The sequence below is a fragment of the Alsobacter metallidurans genome (genome assembly GCF_014636935.1).
In the GTDB taxonomy this organism is placed as follows: Bacteria; Pseudomonadota; Alphaproteobacteria; order Rhizobiales; family Beijerinckiaceae; genus Alsobacter; species Alsobacter metallidurans.
In genome coordinates, this window is sequence record NZ_BMES01000002.1 from 2,063,253 (window position 1) to 2,083,428 (window position 20,176).

16 protein-coding genes and 1 pseudogene are annotated in these 20,176 nt (G+C 67.7%); 7 read left to right on the forward strand and 10 right to left on the reverse strand.

Annotated elements, in window-relative coordinates; genetic code table 11:
• Positions 1-91: 91 nt before the first annotated feature.
• Together IEV99_RS20005 and IEV99_RS20010 are read left to right on the forward strand one after the other, a co-directional pair.
• Positions 92-538 (forward strand): cupin domain-containing protein, encoded by a 447-nt coding sequence (locus IEV99_RS20005; RefSeq protein ID WP_188519468.1) that lies wholly within the window; start codon positions 92-94, stop codon positions 536-538.
• A gap of 69 nt (positions 539-607) precedes the next feature.
• On the forward strand, positions 608-1,312 hold the full coding sequence (locus tag IEV99_RS20010; RefSeq protein ID WP_308469386.1) for a LysE family translocator: 705 nt from the start codon (positions 608-610) through the stop codon (positions 1,310-1,312).
• On the opposite strand, the gene IEV99_RS20015 is transcribed toward IEV99_RS20010, so the two are convergent.
• From IEV99_RS20015 to IEV99_RS20025, 3 genes are all read right to left on the reverse strand, one after another.
• Entirely contained in the window at positions 1,284-1,769 is a 486-nt protein-coding gene (locus tag IEV99_RS20015; protein ID WP_188519469.1) for a hypothetical protein, read from the reverse strand. The two genes, IEV99_RS20010 and IEV99_RS20015, sit on opposite strands and share 29 nt — an antisense overlap.
• 3 nt (positions 1,770-1,772) lie before the next feature.
• Complete coding sequence (rlmN, locus tag IEV99_RS20020; protein ID WP_188519470.1) at positions 1,773-3,020, reverse strand: dual-specificity RNA methyltransferase RlmN; 1,248 nt, start codon at positions 3,018-3,020, stop codon at positions 1,773-1,775.
• A 170-nt stretch (positions 3,021-3,190) separates the two neighbouring features.
• Positions 3,191-3,892: an invasion associated locus B family protein gene (locus IEV99_RS20025; protein WP_244643942.1), complete on the reverse strand. Its 702-nt coding sequence runs from the start codon at positions 3,890-3,892 to the stop codon at positions 3,191-3,193.
• A gap of 208 nt (positions 3,893-4,100) precedes the next feature.
• Here IEV99_RS20025 and IEV99_RS20030 point away from each other — a divergent pair, with 208 nt between their 5' ends.
• The gene (locus IEV99_RS20030) at positions 4,101-4,667 is read left to right on the forward strand and encodes a sigma-70 family RNA polymerase sigma factor (RefSeq protein WP_244643943.1); all 567 of its coding nucleotides are present in this window, start codon (positions 4,101-4,103) and stop codon (positions 4,665-4,667) included.
• 39 nt (positions 4,668-4,706) lie between these two features.
• The gene (locus tag IEV99_RS20035) at positions 4,707-5,690 is read left to right on the forward strand and encodes an NADPH:quinone oxidoreductase family protein (protein ID WP_188519471.1); all 984 of its coding nucleotides are present in this window, start codon (positions 4,707-4,709) and stop codon (positions 5,688-5,690) included.
• Here the strand turns inward: IEV99_RS20035 and IEV99_RS20040 are convergent.
• On the reverse strand, positions 5,687-6,082 hold the full coding sequence (locus tag IEV99_RS20040; protein ID WP_244643944.1) for a YkvA family protein: 396 nt from the start codon (positions 6,080-6,082) through the stop codon (positions 5,687-5,689). The genes IEV99_RS20035 and IEV99_RS20040 overlap by 4 nt on opposite strands.
• Positions 6,083-6,257: 175 nt before the next feature.
• On the opposite strand from IEV99_RS20040, the gene IEV99_RS20045 reads away from it, so the two are divergent.
• Entirely contained in the window at positions 6,258-7,043 is a 786-nt protein-coding gene (locus IEV99_RS20045) for an SDR family NAD(P)-dependent oxidoreductase (protein WP_188519472.1), read from the forward strand.
• Positions 7,044-7,053: 10 nt separating this feature from the next.
• Here the strand turns inward: IEV99_RS20045 and IEV99_RS20050 are convergent.
• The 4 genes and pseudogenes from IEV99_RS20050 to IEV99_RS20065 all read right to left on the reverse strand — a co-directional run.
• Positions 7,054-7,350 (reverse strand): annotated as a pseudogene (locus IEV99_RS20050) (4a-hydroxytetrahydrobiopterin dehydratase); the annotation flags it as partial.
• Between the two features lie 74 nt (positions 7,351-7,424).
• Positions 7,425-7,958, reverse strand: a complete 534-nt coding sequence (gene thpR / locus IEV99_RS20055; protein ID WP_188519474.1) for an RNA 2',3'-cyclic phosphodiesterase — start codon at positions 7,956-7,958, stop codon at positions 7,425-7,427.
• A 199-nt stretch (positions 7,959-8,157) separates the two neighbouring features.
• Positions 8,158-9,207, reverse strand: a complete 1,050-nt coding sequence (locus tag IEV99_RS20060; protein WP_188519475.1) for an aldo/keto reductase — start codon at positions 9,205-9,207, stop codon at positions 8,158-8,160.
• 95 nt (positions 9,208-9,302) lie between these two features.
• Positions 9,303-9,914, reverse strand: a complete 612-nt coding sequence (locus IEV99_RS20065) for a peroxidase-related enzyme (protein WP_188519476.1) — start codon at positions 9,912-9,914, stop codon at positions 9,303-9,305.
• Positions 9,915-10,033: 119 nt separating this feature from the next.
• Between IEV99_RS20065 and IEV99_RS20070 the strand changes: the two genes are divergently transcribed.
• The gene (locus IEV99_RS20070; RefSeq protein ID WP_188519477.1) at positions 10,034-14,872 is read left to right on the forward strand and encodes an NAD-glutamate dehydrogenase; all 4,839 of its coding nucleotides are present in this window, start codon (positions 10,034-10,036) and stop codon (positions 14,870-14,872) included.
• Between the two features lie 3 nt (positions 14,873-14,875).
• On the opposite strand, the gene IEV99_RS20075 is transcribed toward IEV99_RS20070, so the two are convergent.
• Positions 14,876-16,240 (reverse strand): ABC1 kinase family protein, encoded by a 1,365-nt coding sequence (locus IEV99_RS20075; RefSeq protein ID WP_188519478.1) that lies wholly within the window; start codon positions 16,238-16,240, stop codon positions 14,876-14,878.
• A gap of 205 nt (positions 16,241-16,445) precedes the next feature.
• Complete coding sequence (locus tag IEV99_RS20080) at positions 16,446-18,281, reverse strand: M3 family oligoendopeptidase (RefSeq protein WP_188519479.1); 1,836 nt, start codon at positions 18,279-18,281, stop codon at positions 16,446-16,448.
• 166 nt (positions 18,282-18,447) lie between these two features.
• Between IEV99_RS20080 and IEV99_RS20085 the strand changes: the two genes are divergently transcribed.
• Positions 18,448-20,007, forward strand: coding sequence for a sigma-54-dependent transcriptional regulator (locus IEV99_RS20085; protein WP_188519480.1), 1,560 nt, complete (start codon positions 18,448-18,450; stop codon positions 20,005-20,007).
• The last annotated feature ends 169 nt before the right edge of the window (positions 20,008-20,176 follow it).

The following is a 20,176-nucleotide window of genomic DNA, read 5'->3' on the forward strand; positions in this document are numbered from 1 at the left end:
GCCCAGCGTCGCCCAGCTTCGGGTTGCGAGGCGAAGGTGGGCGGGTCTCAATAGGGGCAATCAGAAACCGCAACCATCAGGAGTTCCTTCCATGGCTGCCATTGCCCAGACACCCTCGCCGGCGCGTCCGGCCGGGGCCGCTCCTACCTGCCGCAAGGTCCAGCCCGGCGTCGAGTTCACCGGCAAGCAAGACCTCCCCTACAAGCCCGGCGTTTCGGCCGAAACCGTCGGATCGCAGCACCTGCACATGCAGATGGTCACGATCCCGCCGGGCGGCCGGGCCAAGGCTCATAAGCATGAATCGCACGAGACCGCGATCTACGTGCTGAGTGGACAGTCGGCCATGTGGTACGGCCCCAATCTTGAACACCACATGGACGTCGGCGCCGGCGAGTACTGCTACATTCCGGCGGACGTCCCCCACTTGCCCTACAACACCAGCGACACCGAGCCCTGCGTGGCCATCATCGCCCGCACGGATCCGAACGAGCAGGAAAGTGTCGTGCTGATGCCGGAGCTCGACGACAAGCTGCGCTGACAAACCAAGGCTCTCTCGCCGCCGTGGCGGGAGAGCCTGCCGGCATCTGGTCGGCGCAGCGAAAAACGGGTGGCGCGCCGGACCGTGGGCTTCTACGGTCCGCGCAGGTTGAACCTGGGCTCGCGCATGCCGATCGATTTCGTTCCGTCCGCCGCCACCCTGCTGGCCTTCACGGGAGCGAGCTTTCTGCTCGCCATCACGCCGGGGCCCGACATGGGGCTCATGCTGGCGCGCACCTTGGCGGGCGGCCGCCGGGCGGGCTTCGCGACGGTGGCCGGGTGTTCCGTGGGCGTGGTCATCCACGCCCTGCTGGCCGGATTGGGCCTGTCCGCCCTGCTGGCGGCCTCCACGACGGCGTTTACGGCGGCCAAGATCGTCGGCGCCATCTACCTGCTCTGGCTCGCCTGGCAGTCGCTGCGCCACGGCTCCTCATTCCATGTCACGCCGGACGACGGCAAGTCCAAGAACGCCTTTGCGGTGTTCCTGACCGGTCTCGGCATCAACCTCACCAACCCCAAGGTGGTGCTGTTCTTCGTGACATTCCTGCCTCAGTTCGTCGAACCCACGGACCCGCACGCCGCCGGCAAGATGGTGTTTCTGGGCGTCTGGTTCCTGCTGGTGGGCGTTCCAGTCGCCTCCGTGATCGTGCTCACGGCCGAGCGCTTCACGGCCTCGATGCGCCGCTCGAAGCGCATGATGCGGGCCTTCGATCTCGGTTTTGCGGGCGTGATGGGCGGCTTTGCGCTCAGGCTCTTGCTGACCCAGGGTCGCTGACCGGGCCCATTTCGCGCCCGGCGACCGCCCAGTAGACGAAGCCCGCCGCGGCGCCCGTGAGAAACAGCAGCGACAGGAGCTTGACGTCGGCGCTGTCCAGCGTCGCCCCGCTTGCCCGGCCGAACCACGCGATCGCGATGGTGAGCAAGCCTGCCCCGCCGGCGTACCAGACATAGGAGCTGAGCCCGGCGGCGGCGCCGATCAGAGCCGTGAGCACAGGCGGCAGCACCAGCAGCGCCGTCGTGAGCGCCCAGAAGGCGCCGGCCGCGACCGCCCAGACGGTGTCGGGCCCCTCGGCGTTCAGGAGCGCGGCGAACAGCGCGAACACGCTCGTGAGCGTCAGGTCCGCCGCCAGCTCCCGCGTCTCCGGTACGGCGAGGCCGCCGATCACCAGGAACAGCGCTCCGGCCGGGATGGCCAGCACGAGGCCAAAAAGACCCAGAACGAGGCGGCGCATGGCTCAGCTCTCCTGCGAGACGAACATCCCCTCGGCCCCGATCCCGCTGTCCAGCATCAGCCGAGCGCGCGCGCGCAGCTTCTCGGTCTCGCTCTTCAGCTGGCCGCAGGCCGCCAGGATGTCGCGCCCGCGCGGGGTGCGCACCGGCGACGCATAGCCGGCCCGGAACACCACCTCTGAGAACGCCTCGATCTGCTCCCAGTCGGAGCACTCGTATCTCGTGCCCGGCCAGGGGTTGAACGGGATCAGGTTGATTTTGGCCGGAATGCCCTTCAGCAGCCGCACCAGCTCGCGCGCATCCGAAAGGCTGTCGTTGACGCCCTTCAGCATCACGTACTCGAACGTGATGCGGCGCGCATTGCTGAGCCCCGGATAGGTGCGGCACGCCTCCAGCAAATCGCGGATGGGATATTTCTTGTTGAGCGGCACGAGCTCGTTGCGCAGTTCGTCGCGCACGGCGTGCAGCGAGATCGCCAGCATCGAGCCGATTTCCGAGCCGGCGCGCTCGATCATCGGGACGACGCCGGAGGTCGACAGCGTAATGCGGCGCTTGGAGAGCGACAGCCCCTCGCCGTCCGACACCACGTCCATGGCGTCGCGGACGTTCTCGAAATTGTAGAGCGGCTCGCCCATGCCCATCAGCACCACGTTGCTGATCGCGCGCTCGACGTCCGGCACCAGCCCGTCCGTCGGGCGAACGCCGCCCGGCCACTCGCCCAGCGCATCGCGGGCGACGATCAGCTGCGCGACGATTTCGGCCGTGGTGAGATTGCGAACCAGCTTCTGCGTGCCCGTATGGCAGAACGTGCAGGTCAGCGTGCAGCCGACCTGGGACGACACGCAGAGCGTCCCGCGATCGGATTCTGGAATGTAAACCGCCTCGATCTCGGCGCCGCGATCATGTGGCCCCGTGGACGGCATGCGCAGCAGCCACTTGCGGGTGCCGTCGACCGACACCTGCTCGGACACGATCTCGGGCCGCTCAAGCGTGAAGCGCTCGGCGAGCGCCTGCCGCAGCCCCTTGCCCACATTGGTCATGGCCTCGAAGTCGCGCGCGCCGCGAAAATAGATCCAGTGCCAGAGCTGGCCGGCGCGCATGCGCACCTCGCGCTCGGGCACGCCCGCGCCCGCGAGGGCCTCGGCGAGCCCCGCGCGGGTCACGCCCACGAGCGACCGCTTGGTCGCCTCGGGCGCCGGCGCAGGCATGTCGACGGGCTTGGCCCGGGAAAGATCGAGCGTAATGGCGGTCATGGTCCGGATCCGGCGCTAAGGCGCCCCAACGGCGAAACAGCGGCTGGCGCATGCGCCAGCCGGCCGATCCTCTATCATAGGTGCATGCGAAATCCTATGCGGGGCCAAGATGGCCCCAATGCGGCGGAGCCCGCCCGGACCCCCGCGGCGAGCTTGGAATGCGCGTCAGCTCAGGGGCATTCCTTTTTCACGCGGTCCAGCGCCTGCGTGAGGCCGGCCAGCACGTAGCGGTCGGTGGAGCTGTTTCCGCGCTTGGATTTCGCCTCGATGGTGAGGCTCTGGCCGCGCCGCATCGCATCCACGAAGGCGGCGTCCTCGGCGGCGTTCTTCACCCAGGCCGCGTTGCCCTTGGTGACGAGCGCAAAGCTCGCATTGCCGATCGCCGCCTTGCCGTCGCCGCCGTCCTGCGTGACGAAGCCCAGCACCATGCTGACCTCGTTGCGCACGCCCTCGGAGGGACGCGTTGCGATAAAGAGATAGCCCGGGTCCCGCTGCAGCGACTTTGGCTGACGATCCTTGGGCTGTGCCAGCGCATAGCAGACCTTGCCCTTCGCCGTCGTGGACGCGTAAGCGCCCCAATCCCCGTAAACCTCGAGCTGCACGGGTTGCCCGCCACCCGGCCCAACCGCCGGCTTGATCCCTGGCTTGGCAGCTCCGGGCTTAGCGGCGCTCGCAGGGCCTGTGGGCTTGGCGGGGGATCCCGGCTTGGCCGCCGCCGGCTTGGAGCCGAGCGCGCCGGCTGGCAGCTTCTGTGCGGGCTTGGACGCGGGCTTGGCATCCTGGGCCAGGGCGGAGCCCGGCCAGAGCGCGGCGGCGAGCAGGGCGATTGCGAGTGGCGAACGCAGGGAGACGGATCGAATCATGGGCGTCATGTTACCTCGCCTGCAGCGCGGCGCTAGAATGATCAATCGCCACGAATGTCGGCGTGAACACGGCATGATGCGGACTTTCGCGCATTTTGCTGACGAGGTCTGTTTCGCGAGGCCGCCGGACATGCGAACATGCATCCGCGATCCGCGGCCCGCGCCAAGCCAGGCCTGCCGCTGCATCTGAGATCGCGGAAGAGACAGAGCCACCGCGTTGACGTCCCACGAAGAATTGGCGGCCCTCGTCGCCGCCGTCGCCGAGCGGCGCGATCGTGAGGCGTTTGCGAAGCTTTTCGACTATTTCGCGCCGCGCTTGAACGCCTATCTGACGCGCCTCGGCGCCGACGCGGGCGCGGCCGAAGAATTGACCCAGGAGGTCCTCGTCACCTTGTGGCGGAAGGCCGAGCAGTTCGACGCCGCCAAGTCGTCGGTGCCCACATGGCTCTACCGCATTGCCCGCAACCGGCGCATCGACGGCCTGCGGCGCGACCGCGTCGAGTTCATGGACCCGCTCGACGCCGAACTCGATGTCGCCGAGGATCCGCAGACTGACCGTATGCTCGATCTGCAGCAGCGCGAGGAAAGGCTCCGCGTGGCCATGCGCAGCCTGCCGGCCGAGCAGTTGGACCTCGTTCGGCTCGCCTTCCACGAAGGCCTGTCGCATAGCGAGATCGCCGAGCGGGCCAACCTGCCGCTCGGAACGGTGAAATCCCGCATACGGCTGGCTTTTGGCCGACTGCGAAAGACCCTCGAGGCTGACGGCGTCCTGGAAGCCGGATAGCGCCCCCGCGCAAGCAGCCTCAATCATCAGGAGACGTTCATGCGCGCCGTTCTGTGCCGCGCTTTCGGGCCGCCCGAAAGCCTCGTCGTCGAGGAACTCCCGGATCCGAAGCCCGGCCCGGGGCAGGTCGTCGTCGATGTCGCCTGCGCGGCGCTGAACTTCTTCGACACGCTGATCATCCAGAACCGTTACCAGGTGAAGCCCGAGCTGCCCTTTTCACCGGGCGCGGAATTCGCCGGCCGCATCAGCGCGCTGGGCGAGGGCGTCACCGGGCTGACGGTCGGCCATCGCGTCGCCGGCTATGTCGGCTATGGCGCTTGCCGCACCAAAGTCGTCGCGCCGGCCGGGCGGCTCATTCCGGTGCCGGACGGCCTGTCCGACGAGGCGGCGGCGGGATTGCTGGTCACCTACGGCACATCGCTTCACGCTTTGCAGGATCGCGCCAAGCTCCAACCCGGCGAAACGCTGGCGGTGCTCGGTGCATCGGGCGGCGTCGGCCTCGCGGCGGTTGAGCTCGGCGCCATCATGGGCGCGCGCGTGATCGCCTGCGCGTCGTCGCCCGAGAAACTCGCCTTGGCGCGCCAGCACGGCGCGACCGAGACGCTCGACTATTCCAGGGAAGACCTGAAGGAAGGTCTGAAGCGCCTCACGGGCGGCAAAGGCGTGGACGTCGTGTACGACCCGGTCGGCGGCGACCTGTCGGAGGCCGCACTGCGGGCCATCGCGTGGCGCGGCCGTTTCCTGGTGGTCGGCTTTGCGGCCGGCGACATTCCCCGCATCCCGCTCAACCTGATGCTGCTGAAGGGCTGCGACGTCCAGGGCGTGTTCTGGGGCTCCTTTGCGGACAAGGAGCCGGTGCAGAACGCGGTCAACATTCGCTCCATCTTCGCCTGGGCGGTCGAGGGGCGCGTCAAGGCGCTGGTCTCGAACGTGCTGCCGCTGGCCGAAACCGGCCAGGGCATCCGGTTGCTGGCGGACCGCAAGGCGACCGGCAAGGTCGTGGTGCGAATGAACGGAGCCTAGGCCCCGAGTTCCTTGCCGAGCGCCTCCTTGGCGCGGTCGCGGTGCTCGGGCTTGATCGCCCGCGACACGCTCGCGATCGCGGTCGCGATCACGGCCGCGTCGTCCGTGAAGCCGATCAGCGGCATGATGTCGGGCAGCACGTCGAACGGCATCACGAAATAGGCCAGCGCGCCGGCCAGGATCAGCTTCACGCGCCGCTCGGTGCTGGGGTCGAGGGCGCAGTAATAGGCCGCCAGGACGTCCTCCGCGAAGGGGATGTTCTTGCCCACGCGCTTCAGCAACCGCAGCGTATCCGCGAACACGCCCTTCTCGTCGCGGGCGGCGCGGCGCATGGCCTCCATCTCGGCCTTGTTCAGCGGCCGGCCCAGCCACTCGTCGGACGTCTGCGTCATGGTCGCCTCCAGGGCGCGGGCGGTTGGGGGGAGTGCCGCGCGCACGCCCCCGTAGATGGCCCCGATGATCCGGCGCACAAGGAGGTGGGAGCGCTCGCACGACCGCGACCCTTTCGGGCGGGCCGGGATGCGGCTAGAAATCGCATCATCAAGAAACGCCCCGGGAGACGCCGCCATGAAGATCGACGCCGCCACAGCCGCCATCGTCACCGGCGCCGCCTCCGGTCTGGGCGAGGCTACGGCCCGCATGCTCGCCGCCGAAGGCGCGCGGGTCGCGGTGTTCGACATGAACGAGGCGCGCGGCGAGGCCGTCGCCCGCGAACTCGGCGGCGTGTTTTGCATGGCCGACGTATCGGACGAAGCGTCCGTGGACGCCGCCATCGCCAAGGCGCGCGCCGCCCACGGGGTCGAGCGCATCCTGGTGAACTGCGCCGGCATCGCGCCCGGCAAGCGCACGGTGTCGAAGAAGCGCAACACCGGCGAATTCGTCGCCCACGACATGGCGACCTTCGCCAAGGCGCTGGCCGTGAACCTGGCCGGCACTTTCGGGATGATCGCCAAGAGCTCGGCCGCGATGGCGGGGCTGGAGCCCGTCACCCCGGACGGCGGCCGCGGCGTCATCGTCTGCACGGCCTCGGTCGCGGCCGAGGACGGACAGATCGGCCAGGCCGCCTATTCGGCATCCAAGGGCGGCGTGGTCGGCATGACGCTGCCGATCGCGCGCGATCTCGCCGGCTACGGCATCCGGGTGATGACCATCATGCCGGGCCTGTTCCACACGCCCATGTTCGAGAGCGTGCCGGACGACATCCGCAAGTCGCTGGAAGCCGGCATCCCCTTTCCGTCCCGGCTCGGTCGGCCGGAGGAATACGCCGCGATGGTGCGCACCATCATCGACAACGACATGCTCAACGGCACGGCGATCCGCCTCGACGGCGCCCTGCGCATGCAGCCGAAATAGCACTCTCAGGCTACTTGCCGGCGAGCCGGTCCATGGTCTGCGCCAGCTTCACGTCGAGTTCTGTGAGGCCGCCGGCTTCATGCGTCGTGAGCGTCACGTCGACGGTTTTGTAGACGTTGGACCACTCGGGATGGTGGTCCATCCGCTCGGCCGCCAGCGCCACGCGGGTCATGAAGCCGAACGCCTCGCTGAAGTCCCGGAACACGTAGCGTCGCTGGATCGCCTCTCGGCCCTCCACCATGGCCCAGCCGGTGAGATGCTCCAACGCTTGCCTGCGTTCGTCGTCGCCCAATCGCGTCGCCATGCCGTTCTCCCGTTTCTCACCCGAGAGGTGGCGCGCCCGGCCCGAAGGTCCAGCCCTCGCGCATCAACGATGAACGCTTAACCGAGCGGATAGGCGGCTTCCACCACGTAGGGGCCGCCGCCCGTGGACGCGCGCGACGAGAACAGTACGAAGCGGTTCGCCGTGAAGCTGCGCGACGGCACGTGGCCCTGCCCGGCCAGGAAGTCGGCCACGTGCCAGGGCGTCGTGTCGCGCAGCCGCGCCAGCGTCACATGCGGGGTGAACTTGCGCTTCTCGGGCGGAAGGCCGGCCCGCCGGACGATGCGCTCCTGCTCGGCCTGGAACTCGATCAGCGCTTGCTCGGGCTTGATGCGCGCCACCAGCGCCCGGGGCTTGTCGCCCCCGAAGGTGGTCAGGCCGTCGATCGTCAGCGTGATCGGCCGCCGCCGGACGTCGGCGAGCATGTGGTAGACGTCGCGGGCGTAGTGGTCGTCGATGTCGCCCATGAAGCGCAGGGTGACGTGGTAGTTCTCCACGTCGATCCAGCGGGCTCCCACGAGGCCTCCCCGCAGGCTGGCCAGCGCGCTGGCGACTTCGGGCGGCACCTCGAGGCCGGTGAAGAGACGCGGCATCCTGCCCTCCCAAGGAGAAGCGCGGCGCAAGGCGCCGGGCGGGACGGTCGATACGGGCGCGAAGAACGCCCGAGTTCTCCACGCCGACCCAGAATGAGCAAGGCCGGCGTGATTCTCAATCGCTGTCGGCGTGACTTGTTTAGCCTCCGCCTCCGCAAGCGGAATGCCAAACAGGGGGCCGTGGTTGCGTCCCCGTATGCTACGGGCAGGGGTTCATGTGGACCTGGTGGATCGCGTCGATCTGCTCCAGCAGCTCCGGCGCCAGCTTGACGTTCACGGAGGCGATGTCGGTCTTCAATTGCTCCATGCGCGTGGCCCCGATGATGTTGGAAGCCAGGAACGGACGCGAGTTCACGAAGGCCAGCGCCATCTGCGCCGGATCGAGGCTCCAGTCCTTCGCGAGCGCGACGTATTTGGCCAACGCAATCTCGGCGCCGGGCTTCTCGTAGCGCTGGCCGCGGTTGAACAGCGTCGTGCGCGAGCCTTCCGGCCGCGCGCCGTTGAGGTACTTGCCGGTGAGATAGCCCTGCGCGAGCGGCGAATAGGCGAGCAGGCCGACCTGCTCGCGCATCGAGATTTCGGCCAGGGCGGTCTCGTAGGTGCGGTTCACGAGGTTGTAGGCGTTCTGCACCGAAGCGACGCGCGGCAGGCCGCGCGCGTCCGACACCTGCACGAACTTCATCGTCCCCCACGCGCTCTCGTTGGAGAGCCCGATATGGCGGATCTTGCCGGCCTTCACGAAGTCGCCCAGCACCTCGAGGATCTGCTCGATGGGGTTCTCGGGGCCAACATAGTCCTGGTGGCGATAAACGGTCGGGTTACCGCCCCAAGGCAACGGGCGGTCCGGCCAGTGCAGTTGGTAGAGGTCGATATAGTCGGTCTTGAGACGCTTGAGGCTCTTCTCCAGCGCTTCCGTCATCTGCGCCCGGTTGAGTTCGCCCGGAATGCGGCCGTCGCGAAACCAGTCCATGACGCTGCGGCCGATGACCTTGGAGGCGAGGATCACCTTGTCGCGCGAGCCACGGGACTGGAACCACGTGCCGATGATGCGCTCGGTCGAGCCCTGCGTGTCGGCGCTCGGCGGGATCGAGTAGAGTTCGGCGGTGTCAAAGAAGTTCACGCCCTGGGCGAGCGCATAGTCCATCTGCTCGTGGCCCTCGGCCTCGGTGTTCTGCTGCCCCCACGTCATGGTGCCGAGACACAGGAGGCTGACCTGCAGGCCGGTGCGGCCGAGAGGGCGGGTTTCCATGGCGAACTCCGAAGATGCATCGAAAGGAGCCGGCTTGAAGCACGGAAAAGCCCGGGGCGCCAGACCCCGGCCCGTGTCACCGCCGCGCTTCGCGTCTAGCGCGCCTGCCCGTGGTATTCGGCGTTCGGACGCATGTCGACCGCCGACGCCATTCTGTTGGACATGTTGAAGAACGACGCTACCGCGGCGATGTCCCAGATGTCGCGCTCGCCAAAGCCCGCGTCCCGCAGCGCCTGCCGGTCATCCTCGACGATCTCGTGCGAAGCGCGCGTCATCTTGGATGCGAAGCCCAGCATGGCGCGGTGCCGCGCCGAAAGGTCCGCGGCCCGCCAGTTCATCACCATCAATTCGCCGAGCGCGGGATCGCCCGAGAGCTGCCGCACGGCGGCTCCATGCGCAGTGAGACAATAGAAGCAGCGATTTTCGGCCGAGACCGCCACTGCGATCATCTCGCGCTCCAGTTTCGACAAGCCAGACGGTGCGAGCATCAGGTCGTTGTAGAACGTCGCGAAGGCCTCCAGCTTGGCGTTGTCATGCGCATAGGCGGCCAGCACGTTCGGGACAAAGCCGATCTTCTCCTGGCACTTGTCGAAATAGGCCTGCATCGGTTCGCTGAGCTCGGCGCGGGGAAGGTCCAGCGCCATCACACGCGGCTTACCGTCCTGCCGACGCGGGGTTTCCCCGGCCTGAGGCTTGTTTTTCGACATATTCTCCTCCTCGACGGCCAAAATCCGTCATGGCTTCGCAACCAGACCGTGCCTAGCATGGCCGAAGCAGCGGGGCCGACGCAAACGGCTCCGGAACAATGCCGCGAGGGGAGATCGACATGCTGAAGCGCGACCGGGATGGGCGCCAGGGGCTCGTGTCCGCTGTGGTCGAGGCCCTCCCCGCAGCAGGAGCGTCCGTTCCGGATGGCTTCGTCGAGGCCCTGTTCGCGCGCGTGTCGCCCGAAGACCTGTCGCTGTATTCACCCGCCGATCTGGCAAGCTTCGCCGCTAGCGCCTTCGAGCACCTCTCCGCCCCACGCCGGCAGGGCCGGGAGGACATTCGATTCACCGACCGCCGCGTCCAGATCGGCGGCCACGAGCGGGACATCACCGTTCTGGAAGCGCTCAACGACAACATGCCGTTTCTGCTCGACTCCACACTGGCGGAGTTGACCGAGCGCGGCATCACGATCCGCTTCGTCACGCATCCGATCGTGGCCGTCGAGCGCGACGCCGAAGGCCGGCTGGTGCGCTTCGCCGGCGAGGCGATGGCGGGTGGCCAGCCCGGCGCACGGCGCGAGAGCCTGATCCAGGTGCATGTCGACCGCCTCGACGGCGAGGAGGCGCGCCAGCGCCTGGCTGAGGCCTTGGGGCTGGTCTACGGCGACGTTCGCGTCGCCGTGCAGGATTGGGCCGCCATGCGCGGGCGCGTAGCGGAGGCGATCCACTCCTATCGCAGCAATCCCCCGCCGTTGCCCGGCGACGAGATCGCGGAGGCGATCGCGTTTCTGGACTGGCTCGCGGCCGACAACTTCACGCTGCTGGGCGTGCGCGAGTACCGCATGCCGGAGGGCGATTCCGCCGCCGATCCGGTGGAAGGCAGCGGCCTCGGCATTCTGGCCGACCCGAACGTGAAGGTGCTGCGTCGCGGCCGCGAGCTCGTCACCATGACGCCCGAGATCCGGGCCTTTCTGAAGGAGCCCGCGCCGCTCATCGTCACCAAGGCGAGCGTGAAGTCGCGCGTCCACCGCCGCGTCCATCTCGACTATGTGGGCGTCAAGCTGTTCACCCCGGACGGGCTGCTGTCGGGCGAACTGCGCGTCGTGGGGCTGTTCACGTCGTCGGCCTACACGGAAACCACCGGGGCGATCCCGTACGTCCGCCACAAGGTCGCGCAGGTGATCCGCCGCGCCGGCTTTGATCCAGCCAGCTATTCCGGCCGCGCGCTCCTGAACGTGCTGGAAAGCTACCCGCGCGACGAGCTGTTCCAGGTCGGCGTCGACCAGCTCCTGCGCTTCGCCACCGACATCCTGACCCTCTATGAGCGCCCGCGCGTCCGTGTGCTGGCCCGGCCGGACCGCTTCGACCGCTTCGTTTCGGTGCTCGTCTACATCCCCAAGGACCGCTACGACACGCAGGTGCGCAACCGGGTCGGCCAGCTGCTCGCGCAGATGTTCAAGGGCCGGCTCTCGGCCGCCTATCCGGCCTATCCGGAAGGGCCGCTGGCGCGCACGCACTACATCATCGGGCGCGACGAGGGTAAGACGCCGGCCATCGAACGCGGCGCGCTCGAGGACGCCGTGAACGCGGTGGTGCGCACCTGGAGCGACCAGCTCGCGGACGCTCTCGGGGACGCCATGGAAGGCTCGCGCGCCCGCGGCGTCGCCTCCCGCTTCGCCGGCGCGTTCTCGGCCGCCTATCGCGAGGCGTTCGGGCCCGCGCAAGCCATTGCGGACATCCAGGTTCTGGAGCGCCTCGACGACGCCAATCCGCGCGCCGTTCGAGTGGAGCGCCGCGACAACGACGACGAGACCCGCGTCAACCTGAAGGTCTTCGCCTTCGGCAAGCCGCTGCCCCTCTCCGAGCGGGTGCCGCTGCTGGAGAACCTGGGCTTCCGGGTGCTGAACGAGCGCACCTACCGGGTCGAGCCCGAAGGCGCGTCCGAGGCCGGGCGGGTCTGGATGCACGACATGGCGCTGGAGCGCTTCCAGGGAGGCGCTATCGACGTCGCTTCCCTGAAGCCGAAGCTCGAAGCCGCCCTGATGGCGCTGTTCCGCGGCTTGGCGGAGTCGGACGGCTACAACGCGCTGGTTCTCGAAGCGGGCCTCGGCTGGCGCGACGTGGCGGCGCTGCGAACCCTGTCGCGCTTCCTGCAGCAGGCCCGTGCGCCGTTCAGCCAGGACTACATGTGGACGACGCTGGCCAAGCACGCGGGCCTCGCGGCGCTGCTGGTCGAGCTCATCTATGCGCGTTTTGACCCGCGGCCCGAGGCGGCGACGGGGCGCGACGACCGGCAGACAGAGATCCGCGGCCGGATCGAGGCGGGTCTGGAGGCTATCGACAGTCTCGACGAGGACCGGATCCTGCGCAGCTTCGTGAACCTGATCGAGGCGTCGCTGCGCACCTCTTTTTTCCAGCTCGGGCCCGATGGCAAAGCTCGCATCCCGATCGCGTTCAAGTTCGACAGCCACCGGATCGACGGCCTGCCGCTGCCCCGGCCTCTTTATGAGATTTGCGTGCACTCGCCCCGCGTCGAGGGCGTCCACCTGCGCTTCGGCAAGGTAGCGCGTGGCGGTCTGCGCTGGTCCGACCGCCGGCAGGATTTCCGCACCGAGGTGCTGGGCCTCGTCAAGGCGCAGCAGGTCAAGAACGCGGTGATCGTCCCGGTCGGCGCCAAGGGCGGCTTCGTGCCCAAGCACCTGCCGCCGGCTTCCGACCGGCAAGCCTGGATGGCCGAGGGCGTCGCCGCCTACAAGGAATTCGTCGGCACGCTGCTTGATCTCACCGATAACATCGACGGCGACCATATCGTCCCGCCCGCCGACACGGTGCGGCACGATGGCGACGATCCCTATCTGGTGGTGGCGGCCGACAAGGGCACCGCGACGTTCTCGGACATTGCCAACGGCCTCTCGATCGAACACCACCACTGGTTGGGCGACGCTTTCGCGTCTGGCGGTTCGGTCGGCTACGACCACAAGGGCATGGGCATTACGGCGCGCGGCGCCTGGGAAGCGGTGAAACGCCATTTCCGCGAGATCGACGTCGACATCCAGACGACGCCCTTCACGGTGGCGGGCGTGGGCGACATGTCGGGCGACGTCTTCGGCAACGGCATGTTGCTGTCGGAGCAGATCCGACTGGTCGCGGCTTTCGACCACCGGGACATCTTCCTCGACCCCGCCCCCGACCTGACGCGCGCCTTCGCGGAGCGCCAGCGGCTCTTCGCGCTGCCGCGGTCGTCCTGGCAGGACTACGACAAGGCGCTGATCTCAAAGGGCGGCGGCGTGTTCCCGCGTTCTTTGAAGTCCATCCCGCTCTCGGCCGAGATCCGGGCCGTGCTGGGCTTCGACAAGGCCGAGGCGACCCCCGCCGAGGTCATGCGCGCCATCCTGAAGGCGCCCGTCGACTTGCTGTGGTTCGGGGGCATCGGCACCTACATCCGCGCCTCCAGCGAAACCGACGACCAGGCCGGCGACCGCGCCAACGACGCCGTGCGCATCACCGGCGCGCAGGTCGCCGCCAAGGTGATCGGCGAAGGCGCCAATCTGGGCGCGACGCAGCTTGGCCGGATTGAGGCCGCCCAGAAGGGCGTTCGCCTGAACACGGACGCGATCGACAACTCAGCCGGCGTGAACACCTCCGACGTGGAGGTGAACATCAAGATCGCGCTTGCGCCGCCGGTCCGGGACGGACGCCTCGACGACGCTGCCCGAAAGACCCTGCTTGCCGAAATGACCGACGAGGTCGGCCTGCTGGTTTTGCGCAACAACTACCTTCAGACCCTGGCGCTCTCCCTGTCCCAGGCGCGGGGCCACGAGGATTTCGGCTTTGCTCGCCGGTTGATGCAGACGCTGGAGGCGGCCGGGCGGCTCGACCGCACGGTCGAGTACCTTCCCGACGAGGCCACCCTCCTCGATCGGGACCGCAAGGGCGAAACGTTGACCAGGCCGGAGCTGGCCGTGCTGCTGGCTTACTCCAAGCTCGCTTTACATGACGCGCTCTTGGACAGCCGCGTGCCGGACGATCCGTACCTGTCTCGCGAACTGGTGCGCTACTTCCCAAAGATCCTGGTTGAACGCTTCCCCGATGCGGTGGAGACGCACCGACTGCGGCGCGAGATCATCGCAACGCAACTCGCCAACGCGATCATCAACCGCGGCGGCTCGACCGTGGTGACGCGTCTTGTCGACCAGACCGGCGCGGACGCGCCCACCATTGCGGCCGCTTATGCGGCGACGCGCGACAGCTTCGACCTCCTCGCGCTGAACACCGCGATCGACGGGCTCGACGCCCGCATTTCAGGCGACCTTCAGTTGCGCTTGTATCGCGGCGTGCAGGACCTGCTGCTGTCGCGCATGGTGTGGTTCATTCGCCACGTGGACTGGTCGCAGCATTCGCTGGACGATGTCGTGGGCCGCTTCCGCTCCGGCGTCGCCGCCGTGGAGAGCGCCCGCGATGCGGCGCTCAGCCCGGACGCGCGCGAGGCGGTCGCCCGGCGGGCCGGGGCGCTCGTGCGGGACGGCGTGCCCGAGGAACTGGCCCAGCGTCTCGCCACGCTGCCGGCGATCGGCGCCGCTCCCGACATCGTGCTAGTCGCCGAGAAGGTGGGACGGCCAGTGGCCGAGATCGCCGCCATCCACTTCGCCGTAGCCAATCGCTTCCGGCTCGGCGCGCTGTTCAACGCCGCCCAGGAGGTGCCGGCGACCGAGTACTACGACCGGCTCGCGCTCGACCGCGCCCTGGCGGGCATCGAAAGCGCCCACCGGGCGCTCACCAGCGAGGTCGCGCTGCTCGGCCTCCCGAACGGCGAAACCGCCATCGACGCCTGGGCGCAAAAGCGCGGCCCGTCAGTGGAGCGGATCGCCAGCGCGGTGGAGAGCATGACCGGCTCGGGCCTGACCCTCTCCAAGCTCACCGTGGCGGCGAGCCTGCTCGCCGATCTGGTGAGAGCCTGAGCGTCAGGCCGGCCGCTTGAGGCCGACCGCGGCGAGCGCCTGCGCCTGCCGCGCCTCGACGGCCGGCAGGGCGAAGTCTTCCATGGCGTCCTCGAAGAGACGGTGGAAGTTCAGCTCGGCCGACAGGTGCAGGAACACGCCGCCCAGACCGATGGCGGCGCGGTCCATGAACACGAATTCCTGCGGCACGCGCACGGGGCCCTTCTCCTTGAGCGCCTTGTGCACCGTGAAGGCCTCGCGCCGGCCGTATTCGGCCGGGCTGACCTTGTCCGCGATGGTGCGCACCCGGTCGTCCAGCAACGGCCCGTAGATGAACCGCGCCCAAATGTTCAGGATCTCGATCAGCTCCTTGGTGAGCCCTTTAAAGCCCCAAACCTCATAGGCGTGCACCACCCGGTCCGGGTCGTTCTCCAGGAGCCCGCGATACAGGTCTACGACGCCGCCCACGAAGCTCGGCGGGAAGATGCGGATGCAGCCATAATCGAGCAGGTTGATGCCCTGCGGCTCGCCGCCTTCCGAGAACACCGTGTAGTTGCCGAGATGCGGGTCGCCGTGGATCACGCCGAACCGGCTGAACGGCGTCCACCACGCCTTGAACATCGCAGTGGCGATGCGGTTGCGCTCCGCCAGCGAGTGCTTCTTGAAGCTCAGCATCTTCTCTCCCTCGAGCCAGTCGAGGGTCAGGAGGCGTCCTGTCGACAGCTCCGGCCAAACGCCCGGAACGCGCACCTGCGGCTCGTCCTCCAGCATGGCGGCATAGAGCGCGGCGTGTTTCGCCTCGCGGCGATAGTCGAGCTCCTCGCGCACCCGCGCGCCGATCTCCTTGGAGATCTCGCGCGTGTCGATGGCGGGGTCCATGCGCCGGTGCAGCGAAAACAACAGCTCGAGCTGCTGCAGGTCCGCTTCCACGGCCGACTGCATGTCGGGATATTGCAGCTTGCACGCCAGCAGCGAACCGTCCTTGGCGGTCGCCTTGTGGACCTGCCCGAGCGATGCGGCCGCGGAAGACCGCAGCTCGAACGAGCCGAACCTCGACTGCCAGTCCGCGCCGAGCTCCGCCATCATGCGCCGCTTCACGAAAGCAGGCCCCATCGGCGGCGCGTCGCTCTGCAACTTGGAGAGTTCCTCGGCGTATTCGGGCGGCAGGACGTCCGGTATCGTCGCCATGAGCTGGGCGACTTTCATGAGTGGGCCCTTGAGCCCCCCAAGCGCTTGCGTCAGCGCCTGAGCGCCCGAGCGCTCGCCATCACGCCCGAAGAGTCGCGCTCCCGCGATGCGCGCCGCCGCGCCGCCCACATTCGCCCCAACTCGCGCATAGCGCGCCGCTCGGGCGGAGAAGCGGTTCCGTTCGTCGTCTTGATCAGCCATGGGGAGGATATGGGGCTCAGCCAAGGGCCTGTCGATGGGCGCGAATGCACAGATCAGGCTCAGCTGACAGGCAGTTTGTCGCGGAACGCGGGACGGAGGCGGCCGGCGATGGAGGCGGCCTCCTCGCTAGGGTCGTTGTTGCGGCAAGCGAACCGAGCGAGGAGACGTTTGCGAGTTGGATCCGCCATCCAATCGAGGATGGCGCCTACTCCATCCCTTCCAGCTCGATGATCATGCCCTCGATCAGGTTGAGCCCGATGCTCCAGAAGGCCGGATCACGGGCGTCCAGCCCGAACGGCGCCAGCAGCTCGGTGTGGTGCTTGGTGCCGCCGGCCGCCAGCATGGCGAGATAGCGGTCAGCGAAGCCGTCCTGGGCCTTCTCGTAGACGCCGTAGAGGGAGTTCACCAGACAGTCTCCGAACGCGTAGGCGTACACGTAGAACGGCGAGTGAATGAAGTGCGGAATGTAGGTCCAGAACGTCTCATAGCCGGGACCGAGGCGGATCGACGGCCCGAGGCTCTCGGCCTGGACCTTCATCCACATCTCGCCCAGTTGCTCTGAGGTCAGTTCGCCGGCCGCCCTGGTGGTGTGGACCTCGCGTTCAAAGCTGTAGAACGCAATCTGCCGCACCACCGTGTTGATCATGTCCTCCACCTTCGCGGCCAGCATCGCCTTGCGGGCGGCCCGATCGGTAGTCTTGGCCAGCAGCGCCCGGAAGGTCAGCATCTCGCCGAAGACCGATGCGGTTTCGGCCAGCGTCAGCGGCGTCGGCGCCATCAGGGCGCCGTTCGGCGCGGCCAGCACCTGGTGCACGCCGTGGCCCAGCTCATGCGCCAATGTCATCACGTCGCGCGGCCGGCCCTGGTAGTTCAGCAGCACATAGGGGTGCGCGGATGGCACGGTCGGGTGGGCGAAAGCGCCCGGAGCCTTGCCAGGCCGCACCGGAGCGTCGATCCAGCGACCGTCGAAGAAGCGGCGCGCGATTTCGGACATCTGCGGCGAGAAGCCCTTGTAGGCGTCCAGCACGGTGTCGCGCGCCTCCGGCCAACCGATGGTGCGCTGCTCCACCTTGGGGAGCGGCGCGTTGCGGTCCCAGAAGTTCAGGGCGTCAACCCCGAACCATTTCGACTTGAGCGCGTAATAGCGGTGCGACAGGCGCGGATAGGCGGCGCGCACGGCCGACACCAGCGCGTCCACCACCTCGCGCTCGACGCGGTTCGACAGATGGCGGCTGTCCGCCACGTCCTCGAAGCCACGCCAGCGATCCGCGATCTCGCGGTCTTTCGCCAGCGTATTGGTGATCAGCGTGAACGTGCGAAGATTGGCGCCCAGCGTCTTGGCGATCGCCTCCGCGGCGGTGCGCCGAACTTCGCCGTCCGCGTCCTGCAGCTTGTTCAGCGTGGGTTCGAGCGTCAGCTCCTCGCCACCGATCTGGAACTTGAGGGACGAGATCGTCTCGTCGAACAGCCTGTTCCAGGCGGCCCGGCCCGTGACGGATTTTTCGTGGAAGAGCTGCTCCAGCTTGTCGTCCAGCTGGTAGGGCTTCTCCTTGCGGATGTCCTCCAGCCAGGGCCGGTAATGGCTCAAAGGCGCATGGGCCGCGAGGGCGTCGAGCTTGGAATCATCGACGCGATTCAGTTCGAGTTGAAAAAACAGCAGGTCCGAGGACGCCGCCGTCAGCCGCTCCTGGGCGTCGCCATAGAATTTGGCTCGCTTGGGGTCGGTCGTATCGCCCGCATAGACCAGGCCCGCGTAGGAAATCACGCGGCCGAGCCGATCCTCCAACTCCTCGTAGCGACGCACGGCCGTGAAGAGCGTCTCGGCGCCGTCAGCCGCCGAGACCAGACTCTCCAGCTTGCCCCGATAGGCGTCCGCAAACGCTTTGCACTCGGCCTCGGCGTGGACGAGTTCCTTCGCGAACTCAGGCGAATCCATCGCCGGATAGAGGTCGGTCAGATCCCATTCCGGCAGATCGCCGAGCGTCGCGCCGGCGACGGAGGCGGTTGCGGAGGCGTGAAGAACGGACCTGAGCAGCGGCATGTCTCACCATTTCAAAAAAGAACAGGAATCTGGATAGCACATATGGCCTCGATGGCGGCGCCAACAACCGGCCATGCAGGGCTGCCATTCCGTCGCCCGTTAAAGAGGCGTTTACCCGGCGCAGTCACGATCGCGCCGAAACGGGACACACAACTCAAGGCGGCAGATGAGCAGCACGATCCTGATCGTCGACGACGATCCCATTCAGCGCCGCCTTCTCGACAGCATGATGTCGCGCCTCGGCTATGGAACGCGCGTGTGCGAGGGCGGCGAACAGGCGCTCGCGCTTCTGACCGGGCCCGAAGCCGACACCATCGACCTCGTGATCCTCGACCTCGTGATGCCGAATCTCGACGGCATGGGCGTGCTCAGCCGCCTGCGTCAGGCAGGCAAGGCCGTTCCGGTGATCGTCCAGACCGCCCACGGCTCCATCGAAACCGTCATCAACGCCATGCGGGCCGGCGCGGCGGACTTCGTCGTGAAGCCGGTCGGCGCCGAGCGGCTCGCGGTCTCGATCAAGAACGCGTTGCGGACCGAGGCGCTGGAAGACGAAATTCGGCGCATCAACCGCCACGTCCAGGGCACACTCACCTTCAAGGACCTGGTCACCCGCAGCCCCGAGATGGCGCGTGTGATCCGGCTCGGCGAGCGCGCCGCCAAGTCCAACATTCCGGTGCTGCTGGAAGGCGAATCAGGCGTCGGCAAGGAGTTGCTGGCCCGCGCCATCCAGGGCTCGTCGGAGCGTCGTGGGCGACCCTTCGTCACCGTCAACTGCGGCGCAATCCCGGACAATCTGGTGGAATCCATCCTGTTCGGGCACGAGAAAGGCGCCTTCACGGGCGCTACCGAGCGGCACGTCGGCAAGTTCGTGGAGGCGAATGGCGGCACGCTGTTCCTGGACGAGGTCGGCGACCTGCCCCTCGACGCGCAGGTGAAGCTGCTGCGCGCCATTCAGGAAGGCGAAGTTGATCCTGTAGGCGGTCGCAAGACCGTGAAGGTCGACGTGCGGCTGATCTCGGCCACCAACGCCAACCTGATCGAGGCCGTGAAGCAGGGCCGTTTCCGCGAGGATCTGTTCTATCGCCTCAACGTTTTCCCGATCACGATCCCGCCGCTGCGCGCGCGCCGCGAGGATGTCGTCGATCTCGCCCGCCGGTTCATGGCGCGTTTCGCCGCCGAAGAGGGCAAGCGCCTGCGCGGCCTTTCGGCCGAGGCCGCCGCGCTTCTGGCCAGCTATCCCTGGCCCGGCAACGTCCGCCAGCTCGAGAACACGGTATTCCGGGCCGTCGTGCTGTGCGACGGCGACGAGTTGACGCTGGACGAGTTCCCGCAGATCGCCGCCCAGGTCGACGGGTTCGAAGTCCGGATGCCGCCCGCGCCGCCGCCTATCGTGCCGGCGTCCGTCTACAGCATGCCGCCGACCCAGCCGCAGCCGCCCCGTCTCGTCGACGACTATGCGGCTCATGGGGCGGCCTTTGCGGCTGCGCCGCAGCCTCCGATCGAGTTGCGGGACCCGAGCCGAATCGCCCTGCTGGACGAGAACGGCGACGTCCGCACCCTGGCGGCGCTCGAAGAGGAAGCGATCCGGTTTGCTCTGGGCCACTACCGGTCGCACATGACTGAAATGGCCCGGAAGCTCGGGATCGGCCGCTCGACCCTTTACCGGAAGTTGAAGGAACTCGGGCTCGACGATTCCGACGAGCAAGCCGAGAACGCAGCAGCCTGAGAAGCGATGTTCGCCGGCCACACAGCATCGCCAAAGCGGGCGCGTGTGGCGGCGCACAGGCCTTTTCGCAAGCGTTTGCATTGTGCCGTTCGTAGGTTTGGGCGCTAAAACCCGAGGCTAGGTCGCCGATGGCGAATCGACTGGAGTTTGGGATGCGCGCGCGCAGCCG